The 12,035-nt window shown below is 67.6% G+C and carries 8 protein-coding genes and 1 tRNA gene; 2 read left to right on the top strand and 7 right to left on the bottom strand.

From position 1 onward, the window contains the following. Positions 1-392 precede the first annotated feature (392 nt). Complete coding sequence (locus HCR68_RS09300; RefSeq protein ID WP_167148843.1) at positions 393-1,649, bottom strand: MFS transporter; 1,257 nt, start codon at positions 1,647-1,649, stop codon at positions 393-395. A gap of 213 nt (positions 1,650-1,862) precedes the next feature. Between HCR68_RS09300 and HCR68_RS09295 the strand changes: the two genes are divergently transcribed. Then, positions 1,863-2,414 carry a DUF805 domain-containing protein gene (locus HCR68_RS09295; protein WP_167148841.1) on the top strand — a complete coding sequence of 184 codons (552 nt, stop codon included), beginning with the start codon at positions 1,863-1,865 and terminating at the stop codon, positions 2,412-2,414. Between the two features lie 64 nt (positions 2,415-2,478). On the opposite strand, the gene HCR68_RS09290 is transcribed toward HCR68_RS09295, so the two are convergent. Both HCR68_RS09290 and HCR68_RS09285 read right to left on the bottom strand, forming a co-directional pair. After that, positions 2,479-2,569: transfer RNA gene (locus HCR68_RS09290), tRNA-Leu, on the bottom strand. Positions 2,570-2,679: 110 nt separating this feature from the next. Beyond that, positions 2,680-3,594, bottom strand: coding sequence for a D-hexose-6-phosphate mutarotase (locus HCR68_RS09285; protein WP_167148839.1), 915 nt, complete (start codon positions 3,592-3,594; stop codon positions 2,680-2,682). Positions 3,595-3,663: 69 nt separating this feature from the next. On the opposite strand from HCR68_RS09285, the gene HCR68_RS09280 reads away from it, so the two are divergent. Continuing rightward, positions 3,664-5,121, top strand: coding sequence for an AI-2E family transporter (locus tag HCR68_RS09280; protein ID WP_167148837.1), 1,458 nt, complete (start codon positions 3,664-3,666; stop codon positions 5,119-5,121). A 26-nt stretch (positions 5,122-5,147) separates the two neighbouring features. Here the strand turns inward: HCR68_RS09280 and HCR68_RS09275 are convergent, their stop codons facing one another. The 4 genes from HCR68_RS09275 to HCR68_RS09265 all read right to left on the bottom strand — a co-directional run bounded on the left by HCR68_RS09275 (position 5,148) and on the right by HCR68_RS09265 (position 12,007). Further along, the gene (locus HCR68_RS09275; protein ID WP_167148835.1) at positions 5,148-8,570 is read right to left on the bottom strand and encodes an error-prone DNA polymerase; all 3,423 of its coding nucleotides are present in this window, start codon (positions 8,568-8,570) and stop codon (positions 5,148-5,150) included. A gap of 23 nt (positions 8,571-8,593) precedes the next feature. Next, positions 8,594-10,615, bottom strand: a complete 2,022-nt coding sequence (locus HCR68_RS09270) for an HNH endonuclease signature motif containing protein (protein WP_279586984.1) — start codon at positions 10,613-10,615, stop codon at positions 8,594-8,596. A 62-nt stretch (positions 10,616-10,677) separates the two neighbouring features. Next, positions 10,678-11,265, bottom strand: coding sequence for a hypothetical protein (locus HCR68_RS14450; RefSeq protein ID WP_279586983.1), 588 nt, complete (start codon positions 11,263-11,265; stop codon positions 10,678-10,680). Between the two features lie 298 nt (positions 11,266-11,563). After that, a complete protein-coding gene (locus HCR68_RS09265; protein ID WP_279586986.1) occupies positions 11,564-12,007 on the bottom strand; it encodes an integrase core domain-containing protein in 444 nt (147 codons plus the stop codon). Between the last annotated feature and the right edge of the window lie 28 nt (positions 12,008-12,035).

The raw sequence follows: 12,035 nt of genomic DNA, 5'->3' as shown, positions 1-12,035 counted from the left end.
TGGTAACGCCTCCCCCTTCCCCGATCCTGGTGGCAGCCGAAAATCGCCTCCCAGGTCGGTTCATGAGCCCATGCTCGAGAGCAACGCCCCTGAGGAGTCCACCGGCAGTATCCGCAGCGAGCCCCTCATGCCGATCGATGAGTCCGGGCTGGGATCACCAACAGCGCTCGCCCTGGTGAAGGAGCGTCTTACCGTTCCAGCCGGCGCTGCGGAGGAACAGGAGGTTCGTTACGCCATAGAGAAGCGCGACCGCGGCCTACAACCCGGGCACGGCGGCACTTTCCAAGCAGATCAACGGGGACGCAGTGACGCAGCTTTGCAGGCCGTTGCCGGAGTGTTACTCCGAGTCCGGGCTCGGCTCCGGTTCTAGGATCCTCTTGTTCGTGAACGCCTCACGCATCATCCTCTGTACCTCGACGGCGCAGAATCGGCCAGCAGGTGACCATGATGAGGCCTCCCAGCAGGCCGTAGGCCAGGGCCACCCACAGTCCGTGGTCATCGGCGAGCCAGCCGACAACCGGTGGCGCCAAAAGCCCAGTGAGACGAGCCAGCCAGGACACGACGGTCAGGCCCAGACCGGGAGGGAGTCCTTCGACGTCGTCGGCCGCCGAATAGGTCACGGGCACGGCGACGGCGCAGCCGGCTCCGGAGATCGCCATCCCGATCAGTGTCCCGGGAACGGAGGAGAGCAGGAGGGCGATGCTCATGCCAAGAGTCACCAGAGCCCCACCCCAGGCGATGACGGCTCGCGAACCGGCAGCATCGATGATCCGGTCCCCCACCAGGCGTCCGACGATCATCGTCCCCTGGAGCGCCACCAGCCCCAGCCCCACGTGGCCGGCAGTCGCACCCTGCTCGGACAGGAGCAGGGACGACCAGTTCATGGCGACGTCCTCGGGGAACATGGAGGCGGCGCACAGTAGTCCGACGATGCTGAGGACAAGGACCGTCACGGGCAGTGAGCGGTGCGACGAGGCCGGCAGTGACGTCTGATGGGAGTCATCGGAGGCCCCGGGTTGAGCGGGGTCGCGGTCAGCAGAGTCCTGACCGGGCAGGAACCAGCCCGCCAGCAGGGGCCCCACCGAGATGATCAGCAGCAGCACTGCCGTCAGCATCATATGGGTTCCTATTCCCACGCCGGCTCCGGCCATGGCCTGTCCCATGGCCGCACCCAGGACCGCGCCCAGCGACCAGGCGGCATGGAAGCTCGTCACGATGGAGGCGCCCCAACGGCGCTGGACCCGAAGGCCGTGCGCATTCTGTGCGACGTCGACGATGGCGTCCGTTCCGCCCACGACCAGGAGGCAGCCGGCCAGGACGATCCATGAACGGGCCAGGCCTGCGCCGAGAAGCGCCAGAGCCACCACGAGCATGCCCAGGCTGGCGACCTTGGCCGAGGTCAGACGGGAGATGAGCCAGGATGCGGCGAGCCCCGCCACGAGGGCACCGACACTGGCCGCGGCCACGGCCTGCCCGAAGGCCGCCTTGCTCAGACCCAGCTGCGTCACGATCTGAGGAAAACGCGGAACCAGGTTGGCGAAACCCAGGCCGTTGGCCAGGAACACCAGGTAGACCCCGGCTCTGGCACGTATCAGCTCGGGAGCGCGTTGCGGGCTCAGACGGCTGCTCAGTGAGGTGGCGGGACGCATAGTGACCCAACCCTACCGGGGCTACTCGTTCGGGACTCTGTATAGGGACTACTCCCCACTGCGCCAGAGGCAACCGAGGTGACGAGTCGGACCTCTTACCTTTAGGCTGTCGCTCGTATGCCGATCTGAAATCAGAAAGCGCATTCGCCGGGGTGTACTCACTCAGCCATGAAGGCACCCACGATCCCTATCCCCGTCTCACTTGGAGGATTCATGTCCTACGGAAGCGGACCTACCCCCTACGGCGAGCAGCCCCCTTACGGTGGTCAGCCGCCCTACGGCGCCCCCAACCAGTTCGGACAATTCGGGGCCCCCGCCCTGACCCCCGACGTCGCTCCCCTGCCCGGTGCGAGCTTCGGTCAGGCCGCCAAACGTTACTTCCAGCGCTACGCCCAGTTCCGCGGATACGCATCCCAGTCCGAGTTCTGGTGGGCCTTCCTGCTGTACCAGGTCATCATCCCCATCGTCATCTACGTGGTGGCCCTTGTCATTGGTGGTCTTGCAGGAGCGGGAGCCGCATCAGCAGGATCATCGGAGGGGGCGGCTGCCAGCGTTCTCGCTGCCACCGGCCTGATCGCCGTACTGCTGCTTGTCTACAGCCTTGTGATCATCGTGCCGTCCATCGCCGTGATGGTGCGCCGTCTGCACGACACCGGTAAGTCAGGATTGTTCGTGCTGTTCTATCTCATTGGACTGGGGATTGTCCCGCTTGTCCTGTGCTGCTTCGAGTCCCGCCCCGATCTCTACCGCCCTGAGTGGAGCTGAGCCGGCACCCACTGGAACATGACATGATCCCCGGAACCTCAAAGTTCCGGGGATCATGTGTTGGTGGTGTCCGAGGGGGGACTTGAACCCCCACGCCCGTTTAATAAGGCACTAGCACCTCAAGCTAGCGCGTCTACCTATTCCGCCACTCGGACTTGTTGTTCCGCCGCCTGTCAGCGACTGTGCCGCAGACTCGCTCCGGCGACGCAGAGAAACTTAGCATGACGGCTACCGAGGCCACCAAACCACCTTCGAGTGCTTCCCATCACAGTCCGGTGTTCTCAACACTGAGGGTCACCTGCATGGACCAGCTCGCCCCGGGATCGATGGTGGGAGCGTGCTCACGCACCGCCCCGCTCTCGACGCAGACCATGGTGGGGAACTCGTCGTCGGCCATGTCCGGCAGCGGAGCGCTGTAGGTGGACCAGGGATTCCACACGATCGTGGAGGGTGCATTGAGCTTGTCGATGCAGATCGTGCGTTCATGACCCGGATCAGTCACAGTAATCGGCTCCGCGGAGTCGTAGATTCGGTCCACGGGACCGGAGATTCTGAGCTCCCCCTCCTGGACCCGGTGAGACTCCTGGGGACTGCGAGCCAGATTGTCACTGTAGGAGGCTCCGGTCAACCCGCTGATGAGGCTGGCGGTGACATCGTGGACCGAGAGATAGGTGTGGGCAGCGGCCTCAACCGTGCGAGGCTCGTTCCCGTCGTTGCGCAGGCTGAGTCCGAGGTGCAGCTTCTCACCGACCTCGACCTCGTAGAGCGCCGTCAGGTGGTCGCGGCTGACGCTCAGAAGAGCACGAACACCGCCGCCGTCAGTACTGGTGACCATCCGCACCTGCCAGGGTGCGATGCGCGCCCAGCCGTGCTTCGGCACGGCGTCGCCGTTGATGCCGACGCCGAACTCCGGCAGGCACAGAGGAATTCCTCCACGAATGGCGGTGGAGCCGTCGAAGACCGCCTGCCGTGAGGTGAAGATGACCTCCGACCCGCCGCGCGGCACCCATGAGGTCACGGTGGCGCCGTGGAGATAGATCTCCGCGGCGCCGGCGGGAGCGTCGATGAGGAGCCGCGGCTGACCTCCCAGCCCCGGTCCCAGCGCCGCGGTGCGCGGCAGGCGCACCTGGTTCGTCGCTGCGGAGGAGTGAGACTGATTGCTGACATTCGGGGCGGTCATGGGGCCACGCTAGTAGGCTGTGCGTGTTTCGTCAGCCCGTTGACCAGCGAAGGACTGAACGTTTACCCCATGGCAACAACCAGCTCTCCGTCAGAGGAACCGTCAGAGGACACGCAGGCACGGGCTCCCGAGCACTCTCAGAGCCCCGGTTCTCCTAGCTCGGCGCAGGCACCCGGCTCGGGAGAGAAGCCGTCTCGAGACGTTCTGAGCAGCAGCGGCCTCCTCGGACGGCTCAGAAGTGCTCGTACGGCCCTGGACCGGGGGATCGACTGGGCGGAGAGGCGCAGGCAGGCGGATCGCGATTACCGGCTGCACTGGGAGTCTGAACCGGGTGAGGAGACCACCAATCCGGCTACGCCCCCGGTGTCCACCACCCATGTCCGCGTGGCGCCGTCGGTCTCCTTCCCGGAGACGGTGACGACTCGTTCGTCGGTCATGGACTCCCTGCCCTCCTGGCTGGTGCGAGGCGGCATGGGAGCCTGGCTGGGTCTCGGCATCATCATTGTGATCGGCCTTGTCTTCTACGCCACCTCCCAGGTGATTCCGGTATTCATCGGCCTGTTCATGGCACTGGTGTTCACCTCGATCCTCCAGCCGCTGGTGAACCTCTTCGCCAGGATCATGCCTCGCTACCCGGCAACCTTCCTGGCCCTGCTGACCACCATTGGTGCGATCGCCGGTCTGGTCACCTACGTCGTCACGTCGGTCACCAGTCAGTGGAGCTCGCTGGCATCCCAGTTCAGCGACGGTCTCGACACGATCATGGACTTCCTGGAGCGTGGGCCGTTGCACCTGACGCAGCAGCAGGTCTATCACCAGATCCAGCTCTGGTTGCGCCAGGGGCAGCACTATCTGCAGTCCAATGCCCCCTCCCTGGCCTCGGAGGTCGTCTCCAACGCAAGCGCGGTCGTCGATGTGCTCACGGTCCTGGCTCTGGCCCTGTTCGTCACGATCTTCTTCCTCGCCTCCGGGGGCAAGATGTGGCGCTGGTTCCTCAATGAGTTGCCTGCCACGATGCGCGAGTCGACCCACCGGGCCGCGGGTGCCGGCTGGTACACCTTCGCCGGCTACGCGCGCGGCACCGTACTGGTGGCGCTGACCGACGCCATCATGGCCGGGATCTTCCTACAGCTGGTGGGGATCCCGTTGGCGGCGCCTCTGGCGGTGCTCGTATTCATCGGCGCCTTCATCCCAATCATCGGTGCTCCTCTGGCAATGCTTGTGGCCATGGTGGTGGCCCTGGCCTCCGGAGGCTTCGTCACCATGATCGTCGTCGGTGTGGGGGTCGCGGGCATCGGCCAGATCGAGGGACACATTCTCCAGCCCCTCATCATGGGCCGCCAGGTCTCCCTGCACCCGGTGGTGGTGATCATCGGCGTCGCTCTGGGAACCTACGCCTCCGGTCTGCTCGGTGCGATTGTCGCGGTCCCCCTGATCAGCGTGGCCTGGTCCGTCTACTCCGAGCTGCACACCAAGGACGCGCCGGTCACCGGCGAGCTGCCCACGTACTCCTCCCGCAAGGAGTGAGGGGCAGCGAGCGAGGGTCTCCGTATTCAGCACCAGTCCCGGCTGCCGGTGACGGGCACGCCGGGGAGGACCTGGAGGTGCTCGGCCATGAGAGCGACGACCCCGTCTCCCCTCTCCACGGTGCCACGCACGATGAGGGCGCTGGCGCGTCTTCCGATGCTGCGGTAGCGGCGCCACATGCCTGCCCGGCAGACGACGTTGAGCAGGCCGGTCTCATCCTCCAGGTTGAGAAAGATCATGCCGGTGGCCGTGTGGGGCCGCTGCCGGTGGGTGACGACGCCGGCGACCCTCACTCGCCTCCCGTGCTCCTGGCCTGAGAGATCGGCGGCGGTCAGTACGCCGTCAGCGGCCAGGTGGGGGCGCAGCTGCTTGAGGGGAGAGCCGTGTGTGGACACTCCGGTCAGGTTCAGATCGGCGGCCTGGCGCTCATGGTCGGTCATGGTCGGCAGGGTCGGGGCGACGGCGCCGACGGCGGTGCCCGGAAGCGTGGGCTGGAACCATGCCCCGGGCCCCTGGCAGGAGGCGCTACGGCGTCGGCCGTACTCATCGGCCAGGACCCCGGCGGCCCACAGGGCCCGACGGCGTTCCACGCCCAGGCTGGCCAGGGCCCCCGAGGCGGCCAGCATCTCAAGACGAGAGCGGCTCAGGCTCACGCGGCGAGCAAGGTCTGTCAGGTCGCGGTAGGGACCGTGGGCTCGGCGTTCGGTGACGATGGCCTGTGCGACCCGCTCCCCCAGTCCTTTCACTGGCGCCAGGCCGAGACGCACCGCAAGATCGTCATGGACATCAAGCGACGATGGGGCGGCGGGATGGGGCGTGAGCGGTCTCCACTGCTCCTCCATCTCTTGTGACATCCCTGCACCTCGATGCTCCAACTCCTCCCTCTGCTCGACGGTGGCCTGTGCCAGGGAGCGGTTGACGTCTGCGGGAAGGACTCTCACACCGTGGCGGCGAGCGTCGGCCACGAGGGACTGCGGGGACCAGAAGCCCATGGGCTGGGCGGCGAGGACCCCGGCGTAGAAGTCCTCGGGCTTACGCGCCTTGAGCCAGGCCGAGGCGTAGACCAGGTAGGCGAAGGAGAAGGCGTGGGACTCGGGGAAGCCGAACTCGGCAAAGGACCTCAGCTTGCTGTAGATCTTCTCAGCGGTGGGCTCGTCGATGCCTCGATTCCTCATGCCGGCCACGAGCCGGTTGCGGAGGGCCTCCATGCGCTCGATGGACCGTTTGGCCCCCATGGCCTGGCGCAGGGTGTCGGCCTCGGCGGGGCTGAACCCTGCGGCGTCGACGGCGATCTGCATGAGCTGTTCCTGAAAGAGCGGCACGCCCAGGGTCTTGGACAGGGCGGGTTTGAGGGACTCGTGCAGGTAGGTGACCTCCTCGCGCTCCAGCCTGCGACGGATGTAGGGGTTGACCGCGTCGCCCTGGATGGGGCCGGGGCGGATGAGGGCGACCTCGACGACGATGTCGTAGAAGTCCTTGGGCCGAAGCCGGGGCAGGGTGGCCATTTGCGCGCGCGACTCGACCTGGAAGACCCCCACCGTGTCCGCGGCCGTGAGCAGCCGGTAGACGGCCGGGTCCCCCTCGGGAAGGGTGTGCAGGCCCCAGGGACGACCGGTCTGGGAGGTGCGCAGCTCGCCCTCCTTAACGGCGTCGGGCACGGTCTGCCCGCGCTCGGCCAGGGTGGTGAAGGCCAGGCGCAGCGCGGTGAGTGCCCCCAGTCCCAGGAGGTCGAACTTGACCAGGCCGGCCTCGGCGCAGTCGTCCTTGTCCCACTGGAGGACCGAGCGATTGTCCATGGCGGCCCAGCGCACCGGGCACACCTCGGTGACGGGGCGACCGCACAGGACCATGCCTCCGGGATGGACCCCCAGGTGGCGGGGCAGGCGCAGCAGCTTCTCGGCGATGTCGAGGACCGGCTCGGGAACCTCCTCGCCCTGTCCTGTCAGTCCTCCAGGACGCACCGTGGTCCAGCGATCCATCTGCCTGGCCCAGGTGTCCTGCACCCCGGCGGGGTGGCCGAGGGCTCGGGCGGCGTCTCGGACGGCTGATCGGGGTCGGTAGGAGATGACGTTGGCGACCTGGGCGGCGCAGTCTCTGCCGTATCGGGAGTAGACGTGCTGAATGACCTCTTCGCGGCGGCAGGCCTCGATGTCGAGGTCGATGTCCGGGTAGCCGGCTCGCCCCGGGGAGAGGAACCGTTCGAAGAGCATCTTGTGCCGGACGGCGTCGACGGCGGTGATTCCCAGGGCGTAGCAGACTGCGGAGTTCGCGGCGGACCCTCTCCCCTGGCACAGGATTCCCGACTGCGCGCAGAACTCGACGATGGCGTGCACGATGAGGAAGTAGCCGGGGAAGCCCAGGGACTCGATGATGTCGAGCTCGTGGTTGAGGACCTCCCAGGCTCGGGGGTGCTCCTGCGGGGTGCCGTAGCGGCGGGTGGCGCCCTGGCGGGTGAGCTCGCGCAGCCAGCTGGCGGGCGTGTGGCCTTCCGGAACATCGGCATCGGGGAGGTCGGGGGCGATGAGGGACAGGTCGAAGGCGAGGTCGGCGGCGAGGTCCGCAGCAAGGTCGACGGCGTGGGGGCTGCGGCGGTGGAGCCTGGCCATGTCCTGGGCTCCTCTCAGCCAACGGCCGATGGCGGGCAGGTGACCGCGGGCTCCTTCCAGGTCGGTGACCAGGCGGGTTGCGGTGAGGACGTCGGCGAGTCGGGCGTCGGTGGGACGGGCGCAGCGCACCGCGCCAGTGGCCACGAGGGGTAGTCGGTGGGCGCGGGCCAGCCGTGTCAGAGCGTCGGTGAGGGCCGCGTCGGTGGGACCGCCGTCCAGGGTGAGCTCGACGGCCAGGCCCATGGCGGCGTCACCCTCAACGCGTGGGCCGCCGGTGCCTGCACTGGTATCGGAGGGGCGGCCACGGTCAGGAGCGGCGAAGAGCTCGGTGAGACGACCCAGACAGGCGTCTGCCGCCGCCAGGTCCCAAGTACCGGGACGGCGGGGGTCACCCAGGGCCCGGCGTAGGGGGCCGTTGGAGGTGCCGGTGAGAATGAGGCAGGTCCCGCCCGCTCCCCCGGTCTGGTTGGTCGGGGCGGCGCGAAGCGCCGAGGCGAGAGTGGACAGGTCATGGGCCGGTTCTCGGCGTTCTCCGGCGTCCAGGTTGTGCCGGGAGATCGCCGATACCAGGCGGTGGTAGCCGGTGGGGTTGCGAGCCAGGACGGGCAGGCGGGAGCCGTCGGCAAGGGTGAGCTCGGTGCCGTGAATGGTGGGCAGGTTGTGGGCGCGACCTGCCTGGGCGTGCTTGACGATGCCGGGGACACCATCGTGATCGGTGAGGGCGAGAGCCTCCAGCCCGAGTTCAACGGCGGCCGAGGCCAGATCATCGGGCTCGTTGACTCCGTCGAGAAAGGAGTAGGCGGAGTGGGCATGAAGCTCGGCGTAGCGGTGTCGGTTGGTCATGAGTATCAGCGGCACCCAGCGCCTTAGAAGGGTGGGGCGGTGTCGATGAGGGGTGCGAGTCCGAGGGTGTGGGTGGCGTGGGGGTAGGGGGTGGTTTCGTAGTCTCCGGCCGTTTCGCCGGGGGCCGGGCCTCGGGTAGTCAACCGGAGCAGGCCGTTGGTGTTGTCGATGCTGCGGGTGTTGGTCAGGGCGGTGTTGAGCCGGTCGATGAGCTCGATGGTGATCTGGTTGCTCAGGCTGGTGGGTACCTGGGTGCCGGGGATGTGGTGCTGGCGGGGCCCGACCCGTCTGGGCAGGCGGTTGATGGTGCCGTTGGGGTGGCGTTGGTAGACGGTCTTGTCGGGGGTGTGCCAGGACAGCACTCCGGTGTCCTCGTCTCTGGTGAGCGCCCATCCGGGGGTGTGCTTGAGGCGGTGGTGGGCCTGGCACAGGGTGACGAGGTTGTCCAGGCTGGTGGTCCCGCCCTGGTTCCAGGCGGTGAGATGGTCGATGTCGCACCTCTGAGCGGGCATCTGGCAGGTGGGGTAGACGCAGGAGCGGTCGCGGGCGCGCACCAGGTCGGCCAGGCCCGCCGGGGGACGGTAGCGGGAGCGGCCCACGTCGATGACGACGCCGCTGGCCGGGTCGGTGACCAGACGCCTCCAGGTACCCCCGGCCGCCAGGCACCAGGCAGTGGCCGCCGGCACCGCAACACCCCGGGCGCCCACGGAGACCTCAGCAACCTCAACCGGCTCGGCGGTCTCACGGGACTCACTGACGTCGGCGAGCTCGGTGGCTTCAACGGCCTCACGGGACTCGATGGGGTCAGTGACCTCGGTGGGGCCAGTGGGCTCGGTGACCTCGGCGGCTTCGGCGGTTGTGGCAGCGGTGCCGGAGTCAGGGGCGGCCTGCACGGGCGCCGCGGTCACAGACTTCACGGGCGCTGCGGCGGAACCCCGATCAACGAATCCGGCAACGGACAGACTCCTGCCACTGGTGGTGGGCAGATTCCTTCCGCTGGTGGTGGGCGGCTCCCGGTCGGTGAGCCCAAGCGCGTCTGTAGGGCCGCCGCCGGGGCCACCGCTGCCGGGATCGCCACTGCCGATGGGGTCTCCTGGTGGTACCAGGCTGGTCAGGGGGACGGTGACGTTGACGTTGATGCGGATGTTGTCGGGCAGGGGCAGATACCCGGTGGGTGAGGGTCTCCACCAGGGGCTGGTGGATCCCACCAGGGAGCTCAAGGCGCTGAGGAGGCCTTCCAGGGGCACCCCGTCGGGCAGCAACCGCCCCGGGTCAACAGCCACCGCGCCAGCGGCCGCCGCTCCGGGGTCTGCCATCGTGCCGGGCGCCGCAGTCGCGTCAGGATCTCCCATCACGCCGGGCATCATGCTGGGAATCACGCCGGGCATCGTGTCGGGTGTCGGGTTCTCAGGGGCGGGTGGCGCCTCTGGTCTATTGGCACCGGAACTGCCGGGCTCCGCGGTGGTGGATTGGTGATAGGCGGCCATTTGGCTGGTTCGTAGGGTTTGGAGGGTCATGGTGGTCATGGCGTCGGCTCGCAGTTGGGCCAGGGTGCGTTCCTCGCCGGCGGCGCGTGCGCTGGCGGCGATCGCGTCCAGGGTGGCGTCCAGCAGCAGGGCGTCCATGGCCGGCAGCAGCATGCTCACCCGACAGATCCCCTCACCGGCGGGCCGAGGATGCGACACACCCCGCCGCTCCAGGTTGGCTTGGGCGCGCTCGGCGTGACCCTCGGGGTCAAGGCGGATGAGGGCCCGCTCGATGTCGCATCCCAGCTGGGAGAGGCTGCGTCTGGGGGCCTGGGGCAGGACCTGCTCTTGAACCTCCAGGGCCACCAAGGCGGGCACCTCCTCCAGGCGGCGAGTCACCAGCCAGGCCTTGGCCGCGTCCAGCACCCCGCAGCGCTCCATGGCCTCAACCGGCCCGAAAGCAGGGGACATGAGGGCGGTGCCGTGGTCGACGACCTGCCCGGCCCTTGTCCGGGAGACTCCGAGGCGGGCTTGCAGGAGGCAGGTGGTGTTGAAGCGCCGCTCCTCATAGCCCACCACCGGGGACACCGCCCCGTGTGGGCCCCACTGGCCGGGGCGGGTCGACAGCTGCGCGCACCCGGTCAAGCACGCCGCCGCCAGGGCCTCACCCCAAGCAGCCCAGGTCCCCAGGCGGTGGCAGGCCGCGGCCAGCTCCCCCAGACCCCAGCCCCCAGGCCCATGAGCCCCGAGGAGGAGGCCTCCTCCACCCCCAGGACCCGGTACCGCTCACCAGCAGCCACCAGAACCGCATCACCACCAGACTCGCCGACGAACAAGCCCGGAGCCGCCTCACCACCATCACCATCGACAGCGTCCCCGCCGGTGGAGTCCACCCCGGTGGAGTCCGCGCCGGTGCCGCCGGCGGCCTCGGGGTCCTGGACGCGCTGAGCACCGGCGCCGGCACCGGCGGCGTCATCACCGCCAGCGGCGGGGCTTTCGCCGTCGGGACCCTGGGCGCTCACCAGCAGGCGGGACAGCAGGCCCTCGACCACACCGGCCAGCACCCCACCCGCCCCCAGGGACGCCAGCACACCCGCTACATCCCCCACCGGCACCCCAGGAACCAGCGGTTCCGGCTGCGGGTCCGGGTCTGCGACCCCGGCGGGCGCTCCGACCCCACCCGGCACGCTGCCGGCCGGGTCACAGGGAAGCACACCACCATCGAACATATGTACAGTATAGCCCCACCCACCACCACCCGCACCCCGAACGAACGTCTCACATCATTGTGATAGCAACGAGAACCGGCCCTCCCTGAAACCGGCTCTTCGTGTTTGAGGGCGTAGTAAGCGGGTCCTATTGATCTGTTTGGTGGGGGGTGCCCCTATGTGGTGTGTCAAGCGGCGGCGGGTAGTTTCGTGGCTGGTTGTGGGTCGTAGAGGGCTCCATCTCGGATCATGGCGTGCAAGGTCAGGATACGGCGGTGTGGGCTGCTGGGTGTTTTTCGGACACTGCTTGTTTGGTGTTTCAGGCTGCCTTGGTTAGGTCCAGGAATTCTTGCTCGACCTCGTTAGGTGTGCGGTATCCCAGGGCTGAGTGAAGGCGCACATGATTGTATCTCAGCTCGATCCACGAGGCAATATCGTTGATCGCCTTCTGTCTCGTGGGGTACACCATTCTATGCACTCTCTCGTTCTTGAGCGTGGCATTGAAGGATTCCGCCCACGCATTGTCCCAGCACACCCCGGTACGACCCACGGACGGGCGGATACCATAGGACTTCAGGTGGTCCAGAAACTTCTGAGACGTGTACTGACTGCCCCGGTCGGAGTGAAAGACCGTCACACCCTTTTCGACAGGGCACCGTCTGGCCGCCATGTCGATGGCCTCACACACCAGCGAGGTGCGCACATGGCTCGGCCATCGCATACCCCACGACCTTCTTGGTGCAGCAGTCCAGAACCGTAGCAAGATAGACGAACCCGGCCCACGTACTGAT

Origin of the sequence: Actinomyces sp. ZJ308 (assembly GCF_011752065.1) — a bacterium.
Taxonomy (GTDB): Bacteria; Actinomycetota; Actinomycetes; order Actinomycetales; family Actinomycetaceae; genus Actinomyces.
This window is presented reverse-complemented; position numbering and strand designations above follow the sequence as displayed.

Bases quoted from the DNA above. Each gene is read 5' to 3' on its own strand.
- HCR68_RS09300 (WP_167148843.1), bottom strand. From the start codon at position 1,649: ATGCGTCCCGCCACCTCACTGAGCAGCCGTCTGAGCCCGCAACGCGCT.
- HCR68_RS09295 (WP_167148841.1), top strand. From the start codon at position 1,863: ATGTCCTACGGAAGCGGACCTACCCCCTACGGCGAGCAGCCCCCTTAC.
- HCR68_RS09285 (WP_167148839.1), bottom strand. From the start codon at position 3,594: ATGACCGCCCCGAATGTCAGCAATCAGTCTCACTCCTCCGCAGCGACG.
- HCR68_RS09280 (WP_167148837.1), top strand. From the start codon at position 3,664: ATGGCAACAACCAGCTCTCCGTCAGAGGAACCGTCAGAGGACACGCAG.
- HCR68_RS09275 (WP_167148835.1), bottom strand. From the start codon at position 8,570: ATGACCAACCGACACCGCTACGCCGAGCTTCATGCCCACTCCGCCTAC.
- HCR68_RS14450 (WP_279586983.1), bottom strand. From the start codon at position 11,265: ATGTTCGATGGTGGTGTGCTTCCCTGTGACCCGGCCGGCAGCGTGCCG.